The organism is Pedobacter sp. A2324 (assembly GCF_059693705.1).
This window is the reverse complement of the sequence record NZ_JCASSK010000002.1, coordinates 713,346-734,191: the sequence shown is the minus strand read 5'-3', so window position 1 is coordinate 734,191 and position 20,846 is coordinate 713,346. Positions and strand designations below refer to the sequence as shown.

The window sequence follows — 20,846 nt, the reverse complement described above, 5'->3', positions numbered from 1 at the left end:
AAAACAATGTAAAATATGTTAAATTGTTAAAAATTGTTAAAATAAATTTGGTTAAATGTTTTAGTAGCTATACTTTTAGCACATCATTAAATTATTAACTAAACTATTTTTAAATTATGAAAAAACTTCTACAAAGTTTGTTCATAATCTTGTGTATGGCTACGGCTTCGTATGCACAAGATCGAACAATTACTGGTACAGTTACTTCTCAGGAAGACAATCTTCCCATTCCTGGAGTAAGTGTCAAAATCAAAGGTGCCTCGGGCGGGTCGATGAGTGGGGCAGACGGGAAATTTTCTTTAAGAGCTAGCAGCGGCTCAATCCTCGTATTTTCCTACGTAGGTTTTAAGGTAAAAGAGGTTGTAGTTGGTGCATCAAGTATAATTAACGCCCAACTCGAAACGGATGCCAACCAATTAACCGAGGTTGTGGTGGCTGGTGCTTATGGTATCAAATCATCGGAGCGTTCGCAGGTAACGAATACTCAAACAATTTCTGGTGAAAAGCTAAATACCGTAAGGGGTACAAATGTTAACAATGCGTTAGCTGGTAAGGTTGCGGGTATTCAGGTTAGAAGTCAGTCCGCTGCCGCTTTAGGTAGAAATACTGCAGTAAGGTTACGTGGTGCAGGTGGTTTCGGCACAGGTAGCGGTGCATTGTACGTAGTTGATGGAACTATTCTTCCTAATGCTGATGATGTAAATCTTGACGACATTGAAAATGTTCAGGTATTGCAAGGACCAGCAGCAGCAGCAATACTAGGTTCACAGGCAGCAGCTGGTGCTATTTTGATCACAACCAAAAAAGGAAAGTCGACAACAGGATCTGGTATTACCGTTAATCTAGGTGCATTGTTTGAGAATGCCTATATCCTTCCAAATTATCAAAATACTTACGCCGGAGGTAACACTGCAGACATGACAAGATATACCTGGAAGTCAACTGATCCTGTTGCATGGAAAGCACTAGATGGTAAGTACTATCCAAACTACAGTGATGACTCGAGTTGGGGTCCACGCATGGTTGGCCAGGAATACATTCCATGGTATGCCTGGTATCCTGGTACTGAATATTCTTATAAAACAGCAAGTTTAACTCCAAATCCAGATAATGCTAAAAATTTCTACAACACTGGAGTAACCTTTAACAACTCCATCTCATATAGTGGTTCGGGCGAAAAGTATAATCTCAAGATGACTTATGGAAATCAAAATACAACGGGTTTGCTTCCTAATACGAGTTTAATTAAAAATACCTTCAATTTTAATTCTTCTTACGATTTAAACAAACACTTCACGGTTTCGGCCAATATCAACTATGTGAAAACCGTTCTTAATGGAGCTATTGACGATGCATACAGTAATTTGGCAACTGGTTCATTTTCTCAGTGGTTTCACAGAGATTTAGATATGGACATCATGAAGCAGTTGAGAGGGTTAACTGTTCAGGGGCTTCCTGGGGAAACTGTTTATGCCAGCTGGAATCACTCTGATCCAACCGCATATGATCCGTCAAATCCTAAAGCCTTTTATGGTGGAAATTATTGGTACAATCCGTATGTTTTTGGTGATCAAACCAGTCAGTTAAATCAAAGAGATCGTTTTTATGGAAACGTATCGTTTATCTATAAAGTTAATAATGATTTAAATTTCACCGCAACTTATCGCAAGCAACAAAATACAACTTTCACTGAAAACAAAACAAGAACTGAACTTGAAACCAGTGCCAATCAAACTGGTGTTAAAGCTTCTTACTATAGTGCAAATACATATTCAAACAGAGAAAACTATGAGGTGTTAGGTCACTATACTAAACAGATCAAAGATTTTTCAGTAGATGTAACTGCCGGTACAGATATTTTTAAAGGAGAATCTAATTACAATACCGCTGGTACTGTAAATGGTTTATCAATTCCTAATCTTTTCACTGTTGGTAACTCTGTGGATGCACCGAGTGTAGGAAACTACAGACAGGTTGAAAAATACAGGGCTTTACTTGCGCGCGCAACTTTTGGATACAAAAGATTTGCATTTATTGATGCCTCAATAAGGAATGACTGGTTTTCGACTTTGCCATCTGATCATAGTGGTGTATTGTCGAAAGCATTTGGAGGTTCATTTATTTTCTCTGAACTTTTGCCTAAAGAAGGTTTCAGATGGTTATCTGAAGCTAAGATCAGAGGTTCGTATGGAGAAATTCCTCAAGCTTTGGGAACAACCAACGATTCATTTGGAGCTTACCGCTATCCAGGATTCTCATATGGTGTAAATTCTTTGAAGTTTAACGGAAACCTACTACAAAGCACGCCAGATGCGTTAGTTGATCCGGATATCAGAGGGGCAGTTGCGAAAAGCTCAGAAATTGGTTTAGATCTAAAATTCCTGAACAGAAGATTGGGTGTATCAGCAACCTATTGGGATAAAACAGAAACCAACTATCCACGGTCTGTAGCTGTAAATGGAGCTAGTGGTTTTAGCTCAATACTAACGAACGTTGGTAAAATCACCAGTCACGGACTAGAATTTCAACTAACAGCAATTCCTGTAAATACACCGAAATTTAGTTGGAATATCTCGGCCACCTATGCAAATCTGATCAGTAATAAGGTTGTTGAGGTGAGTGAAAAATATGGAGTTACCCGGGCAACTGTAGAAGGTGTTTGGGGATCTACCATGCCTATCATGGTTCACGATGCAGGTTATGAATGGGGTCAAATCTGGGGTAATGGTAAAAAGCGCAATGCAGATGGAGTTCCATTGTTAGATGCAAATGGTCATTTTGTAAACGATCCAAACGTTTACTTTGGCAGCGTATTACCTAAACATACCGGAGGTTTACAGAATGCATTTACTATTCTCAACATGTTTGATGTAGCTGCAAATATTGATTACCAGTTTGGTGGTAAATTCGTTTCATTATCTAATCAATGGGGATCTTACAGTGGAGTAACTGCCCGTACTGCTGGTGTGAATGATAAGGGTAATCCGATTCGTGATAAAGTTGCTGATGGCGGCGGTGTACGAGTTGATGGTGTTGATGCCACTTCGGGTCAGCCAAAAACGTACTATCTCGAAGCTCAGGATTATTTCCAGGGATTATACAACTCTAAAACATTTGATGATTATATCTATGATCTGACATTCATTAAGTTAAGAGAAGTTTCAATTGGTTACCGCATTCCTGTAAAAAAATTAGGAATTGCTAAATTCGTTCAAAATGCAACTTTTGCCATTGTAGCAAGAAATCCGGTGCTCATTTATGCGAAGACAAAGGATTTTGATCCATCTGAAATCTCAGCAACAAGTGGCGAAACCTCTCAGTTGCCAGGAACACGTGGTTTAGGATTTAATTTGAGAATAGGATTTTAATAGTGGCGATTAAATTTTAAAGAAAAGACATGAAAAAGATTTTTATATATGCATTCACTGGCCTGTTATTGATAACGTCTGCAGGATGCAAAAAACTAGAAGATTTCGGTGCCACAAACGTCGATCCTAATAGTACAACTCAAGCTAACCCCTCTGCATTGTTAACAAATACGTTGGTTGGTTTAGCAAGTTATGCTTACGATACAAACGCAGGTTTTTATGGTCAGTATTTTGCTGAAACCCAATATCCTGATGCTTCACTTTACACCATAAATACGGCCAGGACGTTTACTGGCTACTATAGTGGTGCTTTATATGATTTACAGAATATTCAACTTCTGGAAAGCAGCAATAATATGAAGCAGATATCGAAAATTGTGCAACAATATATTTTTTGGACGATTACAGATAAATTTGGCGACATTCCATATAGCCAGGCACTAAAGGGAATAGAATTCAATGCGCCTGCCTACGATACTCAGGAATCCGTTTACAAAGGCATGATTGCAGCACTGACATCTGCGGTTGGGGCATTTGATAATTCGGCAATTTCTGGAGACATCGTTTTTAATGGCGATGTCGCTTCCTGGAAAAGATTTGCTAACTCACTGAGAATGTTAATGGCTTTACAGTTATCGAAAAGATATCCTGGAGCGACAGATTACTCTGCTACACAGTTTAAGGCAGCTTTAGCAGATGGAAATGGCTACATTTCAACAAATGCTCAAAATGCCAAGATCATCTATAATGTAAATTTTAAAAATCCTTTATTTAATGAATACAACGGCCGTAAAGATTTGGCTGAAAGTAAGACTTTGACTGATTTGATGACTAACACTTTAGCAAACGATGCCAGGCAAGGTGCCTATGGTGGGGCTTCTGAAGTACTTGGAAATACGGCTTCTTCTAGTTTAGGTGTTCCTTATGGCGTAGCCAGAGTTACTGCAACTGCATTCACTGATGCAAATACTACCTGGGCACGTGTTTTAAGAGGTGATCTGCGTACAGAGAGTAGTCCATATGTAATTTTATCTGCAGCCGAGGTTGCATTGGCCCGCGCAGAGGCGGCTAATATGGGTTGGACAACTGAAGTGTTGGCAACGGTTTATCTGTCAGGTATCACATTGTCTCATGAGCAATGGGGCGTAGGCGCTCCATCTGCCAGTTATCTGGCAAATGCCAATGTTGCAATTGGTGCGGTTGGTGCTACGGGCAATCTGAGGAACATTGCTATTCAGGAATATGTTGCGAGTTATCCGAATGGATTGAGGTCTTGGAATGTTTTCAGAAGAACCGGCTTCCCCGCCCTGGTACCTGCTGTTGCAGCAACAAATTCAACCAAGCAAATTCCTCGCAGATATACTTATCCTTCGACAGAATTGACAACTAATTTAGCGAGCGTAAATGCAGCTATAGCAAGATTGACGGGTGGTAATACCCAAGATGCTAAAGTTTGGTGGGATTTATAATAGTTAAGGAGAAATTAATTTTAACAATAAAATTATGAAAAAAGGTTTTTTAAAATACTTTTCCTTAGGAATGGTATTAACAACAATTGTGTTTTCCTCTTGCAGGAAAGATGATTATGTAGGTGATGACCCGCAAGCAACCAATACGGCAGGTAACACATTTGTAAAGGTTTTGGAAAATAATCCAACAAATATTTACTTCACTCCTTTCACTGATATTAAAAAGGTACACTTGATCAGCGTAAGAAGAGATGCTGCAAACGCAGATGCATTAAGTAAGCCCCAAACTATAGTTTTAACAACTGATGCCGCTGCAATAACAGATTACAACACAAAAAATCAATCTGATTACGAAGCGCTTCCAGCATCCATCTATACATTGGCTGCTGATCCTGGTGTTACAAAAACTGCAACAGGATATACGGTTACCTTTGCGGCAGGTGAATTTGCAAAGGAGATTGATATTTTACTAGATGGAAGTAAATACGATTTAGCAAAAAAGTATGCATTCTCAGTTAAAATATCAGATCCGGCAGGTAACCAAATTTCTTCAGGCCATGGTTCAGGATTCGTGTTAATCAGTATTAAGAATAAATATGATGGCATTTATGCCGTTACTGGTACCCTAACTGATGTTACGAATGCTGCATGGAGTCATTATACCAGTAGCGGAGAGAAGCTATATTATGCATTACAAACCTTGTCTGCTACAAAATGTGTGGTAATTGATGAATCGTATACAGGTATTCCTGCTACTCCTTTTTGGACCGGTACAGGTAAAAGCTATTTTGGAACTTTCGGACTGATTGTAGAATTCGATCCTGCAACAGATAAAATTGTGTCTGTTACGAATTATTATGGAACTCCTGCAAACACCAGGGCCGCTGCACTAGATCCTAGTGGAATTAATTCGTACGCTTCGGGTCTGATTAATATAAAATATTACATGTTGCAGCCAAATACGGTTACTACTGCTCCATATATAAGAACGCAATATAATGAGTCGTGGACTTATTATGAAGAGAGATAGGTCGAACTATTTTTTTTGGAGGGGACAGTATTCTGTCCCCTTTTTTATTTAAATTTATTTTATGAAGAAGTCACATCATTATTTACTGATTACCTTAATTGCTTCAGTTATTTTTACGGAAAAACTTAATGCCCAAATTACAACTGTAAATACTTATAAAAATCTTATTACTGTTAAAGAGTCTCGAGCAGACTTGTTGGGATCACCTTATCTTTATGCGGAATGGCAAATTGCTACAGTTAAATTTGGGGAAGGTGTGCAACCCAAAAAAGAGTCAATCAAATATGATCTTTTAGATGATATCTTGGTTGTTAAGGGGGAAGGCGGCAACGAGTATACTTTCACAGATCCACCTAAAGAGTTTCAAATATTGGGGTCTAGTGAGATTTATAAAAATGGTTTTTCTACAGTTGACAGATTTACAGAAAAAACCTTTTATAACGTGATTTACGATGGAAAAGTGAAATATCTTAAAAAGGATTCCAAAATAGTACTTGAAAGTAAATCGTATAATAGTGCGAGTATAGAATACAAGGTTGCAGATGAGACATTTTTTTACCTTGTTAAAGAAGATAACAGGCCTGTAAAGGTAAAGAATAATGAAAAATCTATTATTTCTTTACTTGGGAAAGCTGATCAGCTATCAAAATATATCAAAGAGAATAAGCTTGATGTGAAAACAGACGACGGAATTGTCAAACTGTTAACTTACTATGATACATTGTAATGTGAAATTGGATGTTCATTATCGACCGAAGGTTTTTTACTTTAAAGAATTACACTTTAGATATCTGATCAACAAATAGCAGTCGGTTTTATGTACGATGTGTGAAGTATAATCATCATATACAGTTAAACGTTTGTAAGGTAGTTCGAATATAGTATTTCCACCCAAGATTTGACAGGCTTGTTTGTTATCTGAAATATAATACCATTACATCCTGAAAAACTTGATGATCAGCAGTTTTAAAAAATTGCTCTTTTTTAAATATCATCGTGATAATAATCATAGAAGTTCTAATGAGGTTTTAATCTGGTATTCTAATAACGAATAACTAAATTTTTAGTGTCATTTGAAAATAATCTTTAAAACAGAAATTGTTAAAAATTGTTAATGTAACTTTTTTGTGTTCTATATTTAGTGATTAATTATTACAAATAAATCATTCACTAACTTAAATTTCATGAAAAAACTTCTACTAAGTTTGTTCATGTTCTTAATCTTCGCTTCAGTTGCGTTGGCTCAGAACAGAACGATTACAGGTATTGTGACAGGAAAAGATGATGGACTACCAATTCCAGGAGCAACTGTAAAAGTCAAAAACGGTACAGCAGGTACCACAAGTGATGTAAACGGTAAGTACACACTTAGAATTTCTAACACCGGTAGTGTAGAAATTGAATTCTCTTCTATCGGATTTACAACTATTACCAGAACTTTAGCTGCCAGTGCAACTACGTTAAACGGGAGTCTTGAAAATGACTCAAGAATTTTGGACGAAGTTGTTGTTAGCGGTTATGGATCAGGAAGAAGAGTTTCATCCATTGTTGGATCAGTAACAACAGTAAGTGCAAAAACTATTGAAAACAAGCCAGTAGCAAACGCTTTTGATGCTATGCAGGGTAAAGTTGCCGGTTTGCAGGTATTTACCTCTTCAGGTGAACCATCTGCCACGTCATCTTTGAGATTACATGGTGTTGGATCATTGGGTGCAAGTAACACGCCGCTTTATTTATTAGATGGTGTTCAGGTGAATGAAGGAAGTATTGTAAGTTTGAACCCTAACGATATTGAGTCGGTTTCGGTATTGAAAGATGCTTCTGCTACTTCAATTTATGGTTCACGCGCGGCTAATGGTGTATTGTACATCACTACAAAACGTGGCCAGATTGGCACATCAACAATTACTGTACAAAGTCAGTACTCAGTAACAAATAATGCTAACGATGACTTTTACAAAAATACGTTAAACACAGCTGAACTAAGCGCACTACAAGTTAGACAAGGGCTAAGAACCCAAGCTGCTTCGGATGCATTGCTTGCGCAATATCCAAATGATTTCAACTGGTACGATTATTATTATAAAAAAGATGCACCAGTTTATCAGGCAGATTTAAACGTTTCTGGTGGTGCTGGTAAGACTTCTTACTATGTTTCAGGCAGTTACTTCAAGTCTGCAGGTATTATGTACCGTTCGGCATTCGATCGTATTACCTTCCGTTCGAATATCAATACCAAGATTAATGATTATATCCAATTTGGTATCAACTTATCTGCTGGTACAGATAACAGACAATCCAACCAGTACAATTCAAACAGTGTAAATGGAGGATTATCACTATTGGCTCAGCCATGGTTTTCGCCATATGATGCAAATGGAAATGAGTACTATGGCGTTTTGATTCCGGGTTTAGGACGTTATAGCCCTAGATACCTACAAGATACCAACCCTTACAATGGAAATAATCTTCAATTCAATCCAACGGGTTATATTGAAATCAAACCGATCAAAAACCTGACTTTTAAATCTCAGGCGGGTATGGACGGTTATATCTACAGAGAAACTTTTGGACGCCTTCCATCATTTGTCGGCGGTTTGGGGGCAGGTACCTTGAATGAAACCTATGACAGGAATCTTACCAAAACGTGGACAAATACGTTAGAGTATAAATTTAGTTTTGATCAACATAATTTTACGGCCCTTGCCGGACAGGAATATGTAGATGGAACGCGTAATCAATTTAGCGGTAGTACTGTTGGTTTACCAACTGATGATTTGTTCTTGCTACAAAATGGTACTGCAACCAATAGAGGGGTAAGTTCATCTTTAACAGAATATGCCTATAAGTCACTTTTTGGTCGTCTTGAGTATAACTTCAAAAACAGATACTATTTGGATGGGTCTGTTCGTGAAGATAAATCATCCCGATTTGGTGCTAACAAACAAAATGCAACATTTTGGGCGGTTGGTGCAATGTGGAGAATTAAGCAAGAAAAATTCTTAAGTGAAGTTAGCTGGCTTGATGACCTTGTGTTACGTGCCAGTATAGGTACAAGTGGTAACTCTGCTATTGGTAACTATGAAAGTTTAGCTACTGCAAGTGCTTCCGGGAACTACAATGGTAACTTCGGTTTAGCTACAGCTGCCTCGGGTAATCCTGAATTAGGATGGGAAAGACAAAGGAAAACATCGGTAGGTGTTAAATCTTCGTTCTTGAATCGCATTAGATTAGACCTTGAATATTATTTCCGTGAAACGAGCAATCAGTTGATTAATGTTCCGCAACCATTTACTACTGGTTATGCAACAGTTAGAACCAACATTGGTGCATTACAGAATAAAGGTTTAGATGTGACTTTAGATTTCGATGTGTTAAGTCCGAAAGCGCTTAAGGGTGCCTATATCACACCATATTTCAACGCAAACTTTAACAGAAACAAAATCACTGAACTATTCCAGGGAAAGAACTATTATATTCTACCAAATACAGGAGTACTTTGGGCAATTGGACAGCCAGTATCATTCTCGTATCCAATGTGGGCAGGAGTTAATTCAGCAAATGGTTTGCCTCAATGGTATTTACCAAACAGCGGTGATGGAATTATCAATACAAGAACAGATAATGCAGCTGTAACCAATTCATTCTCAGCAGCAGGACTGGCACAAAATACTGGTATTGAGCGTTACCCTTGGTTAAATGGTGGATTTGGTTTTAATGCTGGTTATGATGGTTTCTATACATCAGTTGACTTTACCTATTCTAAAGGAAAATATTTAATCAACAACGATAGATATTTCTTTGAAAACCCAACAACCTTCGCTGGTTTCAACCAGGCAAAAGGCGTATTAGATTACTGGACAACACCGGGTCAGGATGCCAGGTTCCCTGCGTTAACTCAACAATTTACACAATTTGACTCAAGATTAATTGAAGACGCTTCATTTATCAGGTTAAAAAGTTTGCAGGTTGGATACAATTTCAAACAAAATCTTTTAAATAAAACAAAGGTAGTTAAAGGAGCCAGGGTGTTCTTCTTAGCTCGTAACTTGTTAACATTTACTAAATACACAGGACCAGATCCTGAAGTTGATAGTAACTTAGCTTTAGGAAATAATCCTAATACAAAACAAGTTGGTTTTGGTCTGCAGTTAACATTTTAATAGTTGAATTACTTTAAAAATAAAGTTATGAAAAAAATAATATTAGGGCTGGTAGGGGCGATATTAGCTTTAACGGTGATTACTTCTTGTAAAAAATTAGATTTAACACCGTACGATGCCGTAGCCATTGAAACAGGTTTCAAAACCCTTCAGGATGCAAAATACTGGGATAACGGTTTATACGCAGCGCTTAGGGCTCGTGTGTATGGAAGTTACAACATTCCTCAGGAAGTGCAAGGCGAACAATTAAACGCATCATTAGATTTTGGTAACAGAAATGGTGCACCTCATCGTTGGGGAACGTTTTTTAATGCCGATGATGTAGCAGGTGTTTATCAAGGCTATTACAATGGATTATCAAATGTTAACATTGTGATAAAAGGGTACGATCAAATTACTCCAACAAGTGCCGCTGAAACAGATAGTTTAAACACATTTAAGGCTGATGCGAGATTACTTCGTGCTTATTATTTGCAAAACTTAGCATTAAGATATGCGAAAGCTTATAACCCCGCTACAGCAGCGAGTGATGCGGGAGTTCCATTGCTTACGGAGTTCGATTTAACTGCAAAACCTGGAAGAGCGACTTTGAAAGCAACGTACGACCAAATTCTAGCTGATATTGCAGTTGCAAAATCTCTTAATACTAAACGTGTTAATCACAAGGGTGCTAAATATTTTACACCAGACGCAATTTTAGCATTTGAAGCTCGTGTACGTTTGTATATGCAAGATTGGGCAGGTGCATACGCAGCAGCAAATACATTAATTGCCAGCGGCCGTTACCCATTATATAATACTGCTGCAACAATTAAAAGTTATTGGACTAATGATACTTATCAGGAGGATATTTTCCGTATCGCAGCTACATTAGCTGAACAAGTAAATACAAATAGTATTTATTTAGGTATCAACGGTGCGGGTACAGCATTTGTTCCGGATTTCATCCCGACTCAAACTGTCGTGGATAGCTACGATGCTACTGACTTACGTAAACCAACATACTTCGAACAAAAAACATTGTTGATTCAAGGTGTAAGATATAATAACGTATGGTTAGTTAATAAATATCCTGGTAATCCAGCATTATTCACCAGTACAATTACCAATTACCAGAATGCAAACAAAATCTTCCGTATTGGTGAGATTTATGCAATTGCGGCAGAAGCTGCTGCGAACGCCGGTGATGTTGGTAACGCAGTTATTCAGTTAAACGCATTACGTACAGCCAGAGGATTAACCGCTTTGAGTGGTTTAACAGGAGGAACGTTGTTAGATCAGATTAGAGCTGAGCGTACACGTGAATTAAACTTCGAAGGCTTGCACTTATTTGATTTAAAGCGTTGGGGTTTAGGTTTCACGAGAGGTACAGCTCAAGTTCCGGCTGCTGTAAATCCAAATACTGGTTTCATCAATTTAACCATTAGTGCTACAGATCCTAAATTTACCTGGGGTTTGCCTACAAATGATTTATTATTAAATCCTAATCTAACTCAAAATCCAGGTTGGTAGTTTAATTTTAGTATATTATAAAGCCGTATCCTATTAATGTAGGATGCGGCTTTTTTCTTTCCAGGCATTCTATAAAGTGAAAAGCGTAGTTGTGATTCAACTGATTTATTATAGTCAGCTGTCAAACATTTTCGGATATTTAGCTTTTTTTTTATCTATTTCGATATTTTTTATTGCCTATAAGCAATTATATCTGACATGAATTTTTAGTATTTATGCGTTTTTCGCCAGAATAAACGCTTATTTTCTCTAAATATTTTGATAAAAGTCAAGTTTATATTGTGAATTAGCGGATTTATTAATGTTAGTTTAATCACTTTTGGGTAAAAGGTAGAAATTCAAATTATAAAATTAGTTTGTAATATTTGCATTACAGGTTCCTAAATTCTATATTAGGAAAATAATCAATTAACCTAAACTAAATTTTATGAAAAAACTTTTACAGAGTTTGTTCATGCTGCTGTTTGTCGCAGGTACTGCAATGGCTCAGCAAAGAACAATCACAGGTACTGTTACCGCGAAGGAAGATGGGATGCCACTTCCTGGTGTAACTGTCAAAACTAAAGGAGCAGCCGGTGGAACCACAACCGGCGCAGATGGCAAATTCTCCGTTAAGATTGCAGCCGGCGTAACATCACTTGAATTTTCATCTATCGGGTTTACAACCATTACCCGAACCATTGGCTCTTCAAACACACTTAACGTATCGTTAGAAAATGATTCGCAAACATTAACAGATGTTGTTGTTGTAGGATACGGTACTCAAAAAAGAGGTGAAACTACTGGAAGTACCGCATCTGTTAGCGGCGCCGCCATAGCCCAGAAGCCAATTCAAAGTTTGGAGGCAGGTTTAGCAGGTAGGGCATCGGGTGTTCAAATTACAGTTCCCGCGGGTGTGTTAAATACCCCGCCGGTATTCAGGATCAGGGGAACAAATTCCATCTCATTGAGTTCCCAACCGCTGTTTGTTATCGATGGAATTGTTGCTACAACAGGCGATCAGGGTTTAACAGCCTCTGCAGCAAATCCACTTGCAAGTATCAACCCAAATGATATTGAGAGTATTGATATTGCTAAAGATGCTGCTTCAACAGCCATCTACGGTAGCCGTGCAGCAAACGGAGTAGTGTTCGTTACTACTAAACGGGGTAAAACAGGTGCTCCAAAAGTAAATTACGATTTTTATGTTGGATGGTCGGAAGCGTATCGTTTACCAAAACTACTTGATGCTTTCCAGTATACAGATTATAAAAATGAAGCAATTGCCAATGCTGTAGCCATCCGCGCCAATAGTATGAATGTTACGCTGAATGGTGTTACCCAGGTACAGAAATTTGCGCTAACCAATGGTCCTGACGGGCAGCCTATCAATACCAACTGGTATGATTATGCATATCGCACAGGCGTGTCACAAAATCACAATGTTAATGTTTCAGGCGGTACTGATAATACGAAGTACTACATGGGCTTTGGTTATACCAATCAACAAGGTATATATCAAAAAAATGATTTCAAGCGATTAAATGGTTTGTTTAATATCGACAGCAAGTTGAATAAGTTTATTACCATCGGTGGTAAATTATCTTATTCAAATGAGAAAAACCTGGCTGCTATATCATCAGGTTCGTTGAATGGCGAAGCTTATGGTACTTCAGGGATAGCCAGAACTGCACTGGTAAATTCGCCAAACGTTTCACCGTACAACAATGATGGTAGTTTCAACTTAGGTGCAACCTTCGTAGGCCCGATGAATAACATTGTAACCGGTAACCAGGTAGGATTTTACAACTTTGCTCAGGTATTATCTTTAAATAGGGAAAATAACGAGCTTGACCATCTTCAGTCAAATGCCTATTTGCAATTAACCCCATTTAAATGGTTAAATCTAAAATCCATGTATGGTATTGATTATATCAATAGCGACAATGATATCTTTTACAACCCGGTTCACGGACCAGGACAAGGTGTAAGCGGTGAGGCCATCGGTGCTTTTAGAAAAAGAAAAAACTGGACATGGACCAATACTGCACAAGCTGATTATGCTGTATCTAACCATAACTTTAACCTACTACTTGGACAGGAGCAGCAACGCAATACGGTTACAGGCTATGGGATCGATCGCCAGGGCTTAACCGATCCTGCTTACGATGTAGTTCAGGCCGGCTTTACGCTAAATAACTCAACAGGTGCCGCTTACGGTGAAAATTATCTGTTGTCGTATTTCGGGCGATTAAACTATAACTACAACGGAAAATACTTTTTAAGTGGTAATTTAAGACAAGACGAGTATTCTGCTCTAGGTATCAAAAAAGGAACTTTTTGGGGAGCTTCAGCAGGATGGGAAATTACTAAAGAAAATTTCTGGAGCGATGCTGGTTTAGACAAAGTATTTAGCAGTTTCAAATTGAAAGGTAGCTATGGAAAAGTAGGTAATATTTCCGGAATTGGAGATTATGCTACCTTTTCTACTTATGGATCTGCCTTGTATGGTGGTGTAGCTTCGTCAATCTACAGTGCGGCAGGGAACAAAGAGCTTACCTGGGAAACCAGTAAGAAAACCGATATTGGTATCAATTTCGGAATTCTAAAAGGTCGTATTGAATTTGAGATCGATTATTACAAAAACAACATCGACGGTTTAATTCTAAACGTTTCGCAATCGCCTTCAACAGGTGTTCCCTCTACGGTTGCTACCAACGTTGGCTCGATGTATAATAAAGGTTTTGAGTTTAACGTGAATGCAACACCACTTAAATCGAATGATTTCTCATGGAATAGTAACTTCAATATTTCATACAATAAAAATGAAGTTACAGCTCTGGCTCCAGGTTTAACGGAGATTGTTACGCCTACAGGATCAACCACTACAGGGGAAAATGTTAACCGCAGTATCCCGGGTTATTCAGTAGGTTACTTATATGTTGTGCGTACCGGCGGAGTTGATCCGGCTACTGGTAGAAGAATCTTCATCAATAAAGCAGGCCGCGCTGTAACTTATCAGCATATTGTACCTACAGGTGCGTCACAGTGGACTTATTTAGATAATGGCGCAACCGCACCACCAATAACGCAAGGAGCTGATGCAGAGATGTATCACAACACTGCGCCTAAGTTCTATGGTGGTTTTGATAATACCTTCCGTTATAAAGACTTCGATTTAAACGTAATGCTAACTTATCAGTTAGGTTTCTGGGTTTCTTATGGAACAAATGCTGGTCTACACGATCAGAGATACTGGAACAATGCTGTAGATGTATTAAACCGTTGGCAAAAACCAGGTGACGTAACCGATTTCCCAAGAGCCATCTACACAGATAACGTTTCATATGGTAATACCATTCCATTGGATATAAATGTTTTCAAGGGAGATTTCGTTAAGCTTAGAAATTTAAGTTTAGGCTATACCATTCCTTCAACTGCATTCGGTAAATCAGGAATAAACCGTTTACGCGTTTACGTAGCCGGACAAAACCTTGCCATTATCACTAAATATCCCGGACCAGATCCTGAAGTGTCATCCAATGGATCAAGCGCATCCGGACAAGGTTCAGACCGCAACTCAGGTCCAAACGCCAGAACATATACTATGGGACTTAGTTTAGGCTTTTAAAATATAAAGGAATTAATCATGAACAAAAGAAATTTATATATAGCTATTTTGTGTTCGGCAGTCGTGTTTACCAGCTCTTGCAAAAGAGAGTTGCTCGATCCGTCACTTAAAACATCTGTAGCTGCAGAAAATGCTTTCGATACGCAGTTCCGTATTGAGAGCCAGGCCAATTCATTATATGGCTCGTTAAAGAATGGTGCTTTTTATGGTGGTCGTTATTTGGTTTACGGAAGCATCAGAAGTGAAGACTTTATCAATGAAACCGGGAATTTAGTTACTGCTTCAGATGTTTGGAGCATGAACCTGGCTAATAGTGCAACTTCAGTTAAAGGACTGTGGTCTCAGGCTTATCTTACTATCAACAGGTGTAATGTTTTTATTGACGGGATGACCTCGAAAGGAAATTCTGTTGTAGGAGAAGCTACCGGGGCAAAATATACTGCCGAAGCCAGATTGATAAGAGCCTTATCTTACTACAGTTTATTACAGCTCTTTGCCAGGCCATATGCTGATGGAAACGGAAGTAAGCCAGGTTTGCCACTTCGTTTAACTGGAATTACCGGTCCGGGTTCATCTGATCTGGCACGAAGTACTGTTGATCAGGTTTATACACAGATTCTTTCTGATTTAAATTACGCAGAAGCAAATCTGCCATCAACCAATGCCACAGCGTTATTGAATACTACCAGAGCCCATAAAAACACTGCAATTGCATTAAAAACCAGGGTTTATCTCACAATGGGTAAATGGGCTGAAGTAATTACTGAAGCCAATAAGCTGGTACCGGCAGTTGCTCCTTTTAAGGCAAAGGTGAATGTGGCTAATGATCTGGTATCAGATATTGCCTCGGTATTCAAAGCACCTTATACCACTGCTGAATCTGTATTCTCCTTACCAATGACTTCTTCGGCGAGTCCGCTTGATTACCCTGGTACTCAGAATTCCCTTTCATCTTATTTTTACTGGACAGGATCGGTAGCCGGAACAACCGAATTTTCATTAAATCCTACGGGCATTATCGCAAATACGGCCTGGAAAGCTGCTGATAAAAGAAGAGCTTTGATCTTCACCTCATCGGCATCAAAGCAATTTGTTGCCAAATACACCACAGCAAGTCCTTATACAGATTATGTTCCTGTAATCAGATGGGCGGAAGTCCTATTGAATTTAGCTGAAGCAAGGGTTCGTAGCACCAATACAATTGATCCGCAAGCACTATTGTTACTCAATGCTGTTCGTCAGCGTTCGGATGCAACAACTACACTTGTACCAACATCCGTAGCAGACTTTACCGACGCACTATTGTTGGAAAGAAGAATCGAATTTTTAGGTGAGGGCTTACGTGCACCTGATTTAACGAGATTATTATTAACCATCCCGGCAAAAGGAAGCGCTCCTTCAAAAGGACCAACGGAAAGTGGTTACATCTGGCCAATTTCATCAGATGAATTATCTCTCAATAAATTGATGACAGATAATTAATAAAAAAGGCGATTTGAATCTTTCAAATCGCCTTTTTTATTCTGAAAAAATTGCCTTACTTCTTATCCACACTATATTTCCCTGGACCGATAAAAATCAAACTCAGAAACAAAATACCCGATTCTATTGCATGGCTCGCACCCTGCAACCCATCTCCCTTTCCAAAATGTACCAGCGCTGCCACAATCATTGTGAAAACCAGTAAAATACAGGCAGGGCGGAAAAACAATCCCACAATCAATAAAAATCCCCCGAAGGTTTCAGTCGCTGCGGCCATAAAGCCCCAGAAAACAGGAAGAAAATTAATCCCCACCACTTTCATGCTTCCACCCAAGCCCGTCCAGCCATGAGGACCGCCAGCCAGTTTAGGGAAACCATGGATGATGAACATTACCCCGATTCCTAAACGGAGCAGTAATAAGCCTGTGTTGCGGTACTTTCCTAAAGTATCCAGAATTGCCATGTTATAAATATTTAAAGTGAACGTTATTGTTTTCAACCTTTAACGCAACGTTAGCGCCCAGTGCCATGCTCAGGTTGTTGTCTATATGCCCTGTCGGGAAGTTGAAGCAAACCGGATAGGCGTATTCTTTCACCACGTCCCATATCACCTCTTCAGCCGTTTGTCCAAAAGATATTTTCTCTTCAGCTATCTCATTGAAAGCGCCGATAATCAAACCTTTTAATTTGGCGAGTTTCCCTGCGCGTTTCAACATGCGCATCATGCGGTCTATGGCATACTCCTGCTCGCCAACATCCTCCAAAAAAAGAATTTTATTGTCGAAATCCATTTCCGAAACTGAACCCTGCATATTAACCAGAAGGGTGAGATTACCACCAAGCAAAATGCCTTCACCCACTCCTGCCCTGCTTTTGAAAGTGCTGGTATAGCTGTATTCCTGCGGCTCGCCAAACAGCGTTGCTCTTAAAGATTCAATTGCCGAAGGGGTCGACTCCTCAAAGGTATATGGCATTTGTGCATGCAGGCACTGTGTTTGTGTTTGCGCAATGATGTGCGAAAGTATTACGGTGATGTCACTAAAACCCACAAACCATTTTGGATGTTGTTTAAATACAGTAAAATCCAGCTCATCAATAATACGGATACTCCCATAGCCTCCTCGGCCGGAAATAATAGCCCTGATGCTGGTATCGTCAAGAAACTGCTGAATGTCGCGGGTTCTCAATTGATCGGTTCCGGCAAACTGATGGTGACTGGCATAAACGCTTTTCCCGATCACTACTTCCAGTCCCCAGCTTTCTAAAACTGCAATTGCGGTATCAATGGATTTGGGTAATTTCTTCGCCGGACAAACGAGGCCGATCTTATCTCCTTTTTTTAAATACGGGGGCTGCTTTATCATCTTCAAAACACTTATCTTTGCCAAAATAATAAAAATTGTTTTGGATAATAGTAAAATAAAAAGATATACCGTTACTGCAGCGCTTCCCTATACCAATGGGCCTGTACATATTGGTCACCTTGCCGGAGTGTATATTCCTGCAGATATTTATGCCCGCTACCTGCGCTCCAATAAACGCGATGTTAAGTTCATCTGTGGATCTGACGAGAATGGGGTGCCGATTACGCTGAAAGCGAAAAGAGAAGGCATTACGCCGCAGGAAGTTGTAGATAAATATCATAAAATCATTGGTGATTCGTTCAAGGAGTTCGGTGTATCATTCGATATCTACCACCGTACTTCTTCTCAAACGCATCATCAAACTGCTGCAGAATTCTTCAAAACACTTTACGATAAAGGCGTATTCACAGAAGAAATCACTGAACAATATTATGATCCTACGGCGAAGCAATTCCTGGCCGATCGTTATATCACCGGTACTTGTCCAAAATGTGGAAATGAAAATGCCTATGGCGATCAGTGTGAAAACTGCGGATCAACCCTAAATGCAACAGACTTAATTAATCCTAAGTCCACTTTATCCGGTGATCAGCCGATTCTAAAAGAGACTAAAAACTGGTTTTTACCGCTCGACCGATATGAAGAGCGTTTAAGAACTTATATCGAAAGCCATAAAGAGTGGCGCCCGAATGTTTACGGCCAATGTCAAAGCTGGTTAAATGCCGGCTTACAGCCACGCGCCATGACCAGAGATTTAGACTGGGGCGTACGTGTTCCGCTTCGCGATGCGGAAGGAAAAGTACTTTATGTTTGGTTTGATGCACCTATTGGCTACATTTCAGCTACTAAAGAGCTTTGTAACTATGCCAAGCTCGATGTTTGGAATCCGATGGCTGAGGAGTACTATATCAGCAATTTCGATTCTGACAAATGTGGTTGGGAGGAATACTGGAAAAGCGATGAAACCAAATTGGTTCACTTTATCGGTAAAGATAATATTGTATTCCACTGTATCATTTTTCCGGCAATGTTGATGGCACATGGTGAGTACACCCTGGCAGATAATGTTCCGGCAAATGAGTTCCTGAATCTTGAAGGTCAGAAAATATCGACATCCAAGAACTGGGCGGTCTGGTTAAATGAATACCTGCGTGAGTTTGAAGGCAAACAGGATGTTTTACGTTATGTGCTTACGGCTACGGCTCCTGAAACCAAAGACAATGACTTTACCTGGAAAGATTTCCAGGCCCGCAATAACAATGAGCTGGTAGCTATACTCGGAAACTTTGTAAACCGCGTGGTGGTGCTTACCCATAAGTATTTTGGTGGCTCAGTGCCTACCTGTATGGAAATTACCCCTGTAGATCAGGCTGTAATTGATGAATTAGCAGGTTATCCTGCCAAGATATCGGCTTCTATAGAGCAGTACCGTTTTAGAGAAGCGCTTTCGGAAGTGATGAATGTTGCCCGTTTAGGTAACAAGTATCTGGCTGAAACAGAGCCCTGGAAACTGATCAAAACTGATGAAGACCGGGTGCGTACCATTTTGCATGTTGCGCTACAGATTGCCGCGAACATTCAGATTTTGATTGAACCCTTCCTGCCATTCACTGCAGATAAGTTAATGAAAATGCTGAAAAATGGTGGTCACGACTGGGATGATGCGGGTTCTATTAGTTTGTTAAAACGTGGACATGACATTGGTGAAGCTACCCTGTTGTTTGAGAAAATTGAAGATGCTGAAATCGACTTCCAGATAGAGAAACTCAACCAAAGTAAAGCCAGTAATGCGGCGAACAATGCAACTGCTACCCCTGCTAAAGAAAATATTAACTTCGATGATTTCTCTGCAATGGATATCCGCGTGGCTACCATTATTGCTGCCGAGAAAGTAGAAAAAACCAAGAAGCTCCTCAAGCTTACGGTGAATACCGGTATTGATGAAAGAACGGTTGTTTCCGGAATCGCGGAACATTACAAGCCTGAAGACATTATCGGTAAGCAGGTAAGTATGATCGTAAACCTGGCACCACGTGAAATCAAAGGGATCGTATCTCAGGGAATGATTTTAATGGCAGAGAATGCTGAAGGTAAGCTGACTTTTGTTGCACCAGCTGAGAAGTTTCCGGAAGGTAGCGTGATCCGGTAGAAGGGTGAGATTTAGTTTGAAACAATAGATAATTTTATATATTTGCGCATTCAAGGGGAGTTCAGGCTCCCCTTATTTTTATCCGTCTATTCCTCTCATTAGTATACTATTTTAGTTCATACAATCAAATACTCGCGAATCAGTTTGGTGTTAATTGTTTTTATTTACTTTATTTTGCATATTTCTAATTACATCACTTAACTTGATATTAGGTAGTTCCCGTTTAATTTTGTGGTATATTTCATCTGAGATGATTGACCCAGTTAGATTGAGGGTTTCGAGTTTTTCTATTTTAATAAGTGTTGTACAAATACCTTTAATATCGGATTTTTCTGCTAATTGAATGCTCAAATGCTTTAAATCTGATAGCTCTTGTAACTCTGTTGGTAGTTCAATAAGAAATACCCCCTTTAATGATAATGTTTTGAGCGATTTAAACTCCTTTATGGCCTTTGGCAATGAATAAAAAACAGCATTTGGCGGCATTTTATTATCTGGCGGATAAATTGTCCAATTTGCGTTGGAAATTACAATATGCTCCAATTTTAATACCTCTGGATGTCGTTTAATATAAATTTCTGTAAAGTCAATAGCAGAAAATTCGTGATACCTGATTTCATTAAATGACATAGTTCGAATGCTAATTATACTTGTTCATCATTTTGGTGGGTGGTCAATAACTTTCAATTTTAGAATAAT

12 protein-coding genes are annotated in these 20,846 nt (G+C 39.1%); 9 read left to right on the top strand and 3 right to left on the bottom strand.

Translation table 11 applies throughout. The features are described 5' to 3' along the window. Nucleotides 1–116 precede the first annotated feature (116 nt). From AC570I_RS08285 to AC570I_RS08250, 8 genes are all read left to right on the top strand, one after another. Complete coding sequence (locus tag AC570I_RS08285; RefSeq protein WP_497405110.1) at nucleotides 117–3,368, top strand: SusC/RagA family TonB-linked outer membrane protein; 3,252 nt, start codon at nucleotides 117–119, stop codon at nucleotides 3,366–3,368. A gap of 29 nt (nucleotides 3,369–3,397) precedes the next feature. Then, nucleotides 3,398–4,837 carry a SusD/RagB family nutrient-binding outer membrane lipoprotein gene (locus tag AC570I_RS08280; RefSeq protein ID WP_497405109.1) on the top strand — a complete coding sequence of 480 codons (1,440 nt, stop codon included), beginning with the start codon at nucleotides 3,398–3,400 and terminating at the stop codon, nucleotides 4,835–4,837. 34 nt (nucleotides 4,838–4,871) lie between these two features. Further along, a complete protein-coding gene (locus AC570I_RS08275) occupies nucleotides 4,872–5,867 on the top strand; it encodes a DUF1735 domain-containing protein (RefSeq protein ID WP_497405108.1) in 996 nt (331 codons plus the stop codon). 61 nt (nucleotides 5,868–5,928) lie between these two features. Beyond that, entirely contained in the window at nucleotides 5,929–6,594 is a 666-nt protein-coding gene (locus tag AC570I_RS08270) for a hypothetical protein (protein WP_497405107.1), read from the top strand. A gap of 457 nt (nucleotides 6,595–7,051) precedes the next feature. Then, nucleotides 7,052–10,030, top strand: coding sequence for a SusC/RagA family TonB-linked outer membrane protein (locus AC570I_RS08265; RefSeq protein ID WP_497405106.1), 2,979 nt, complete (start codon nucleotides 7,052–7,054; stop codon nucleotides 10,028–10,030). Nucleotides 10,031–10,057: 27 nt separating this feature from the next. After that, nucleotides 10,058–11,542, top strand: coding sequence for a RagB/SusD family nutrient uptake outer membrane protein (locus AC570I_RS08260; RefSeq protein ID WP_497405105.1), 1,485 nt, complete (start codon nucleotides 10,058–10,060; stop codon nucleotides 11,540–11,542). 427 nt (nucleotides 11,543–11,969) lie between these two features. Further along, complete coding sequence (locus tag AC570I_RS08255; protein ID WP_497405104.1) at nucleotides 11,970–15,152, top strand: SusC/RagA family TonB-linked outer membrane protein; 3,183 nt, start codon at nucleotides 11,970–11,972, stop codon at nucleotides 15,150–15,152. A gap of 18 nt (nucleotides 15,153–15,170) precedes the next feature. Further along, nucleotides 15,171–16,634, top strand: coding sequence for a RagB/SusD family nutrient uptake outer membrane protein (locus AC570I_RS08250; RefSeq protein ID WP_047799771.1), 1,464 nt, complete (start codon nucleotides 15,171–15,173; stop codon nucleotides 16,632–16,634). Between the two features lie 55 nt (nucleotides 16,635–16,689). Here the strand turns inward: AC570I_RS08250 and AC570I_RS08245 are convergent, their stop codons facing one another. Both AC570I_RS08245 and AC570I_RS08240 read right to left on the bottom strand, forming a co-directional pair. Beyond that, nucleotides 16,690–17,097, bottom strand: a complete 408-nt coding sequence (locus AC570I_RS08245; RefSeq protein WP_047799772.1) for a DoxX family protein — start codon at nucleotides 17,095–17,097, stop codon at nucleotides 16,690–16,692. A gap of 1 nt (nucleotide 17,098) precedes the next feature. After that, on the bottom strand, nucleotides 17,099–17,998 hold the full coding sequence (locus tag AC570I_RS08240; protein ID WP_497405103.1) for a S66 peptidase family protein: 900 nt from the start codon (nucleotides 17,996–17,998) through the stop codon (nucleotides 17,099–17,101). Nucleotides 17,999–18,038: 40 nt separating this feature from the next. On the opposite strand from AC570I_RS08240, the gene metG reads away from it, so the two are divergent. Beyond that, entirely contained in the window at nucleotides 18,039–20,147 is a 2,109-nt protein-coding gene (gene metG, locus AC570I_RS08235; RefSeq protein ID WP_497405102.1) for a methionine--tRNA ligase, read from the top strand. 150 nt (nucleotides 20,148–20,297) lie between these two features. On the opposite strand, the gene AC570I_RS08230 is transcribed toward metG, so the two are convergent. Continuing rightward, on the bottom strand, nucleotides 20,298–20,777 hold the full coding sequence (locus AC570I_RS08230; protein ID WP_497405101.1) for a hypothetical protein: 480 nt from the start codon (nucleotides 20,775–20,777) through the stop codon (nucleotides 20,298–20,300). Nucleotides 20,778–20,846: the final 69 nt, after the last annotated feature.

What these genes read in the sequence shown, in the direction of transcription:
- AC570I_RS08285 (WP_497405110.1), top strand. Translation starts at nt 117, where the DNA reads ATGAAAAAACTTCTACAAAGTTTGTTCATAATCTTGTGTATGGCTACG.
- AC570I_RS08280 (WP_497405109.1), top strand. Translation starts at nt 3,398, where the DNA reads ATGAAAAAGATTTTTATATATGCATTCACTGGCCTGTTATTGATAACG.
- AC570I_RS08275 (WP_497405108.1), top strand. Translation starts at nt 4,872, where the DNA reads ATGAAAAAAGGTTTTTTAAAATACTTTTCCTTAGGAATGGTATTAACA.
- AC570I_RS08270 (WP_497405107.1), top strand. Translation starts at nt 5,929, where the DNA reads ATGAAGAAGTCACATCATTATTTACTGATTACCTTAATTGCTTCAGTT.
- AC570I_RS08265 (WP_497405106.1), top strand. Translation starts at nt 7,052, where the DNA reads ATGAAAAAACTTCTACTAAGTTTGTTCATGTTCTTAATCTTCGCTTCA.
- AC570I_RS08260 (WP_497405105.1), top strand. Translation starts at nt 10,058, where the DNA reads ATGAAAAAAATAATATTAGGGCTGGTAGGGGCGATATTAGCTTTAACG.
- AC570I_RS08255 (WP_497405104.1), top strand. Translation starts at nt 11,970, where the DNA reads ATGAAAAAACTTTTACAGAGTTTGTTCATGCTGCTGTTTGTCGCAGGT.
- AC570I_RS08250 (WP_047799771.1), top strand. Translation starts at nt 15,171, where the DNA reads ATGAACAAAAGAAATTTATATATAGCTATTTTGTGTTCGGCAGTCGTG.
- AC570I_RS08245 (WP_047799772.1), bottom strand. Translation starts at nt 17,097, where the DNA reads ATGGCAATTCTGGATACTTTAGGAAAGTACCGCAACACAGGCTTATTA.
- AC570I_RS08240 (WP_497405103.1), bottom strand. Translation starts at nt 17,998, where the DNA reads ATGATAAAGCAGCCCCCGTATTTAAAAAAAGGAGATAAGATCGGCCTC.
- AC570I_RS08230 (WP_497405101.1), bottom strand. Translation starts at nt 20,777, where the DNA reads ATGTCATTTAATGAAATCAGGTATCACGAATTTTCTGCTATTGACTTT.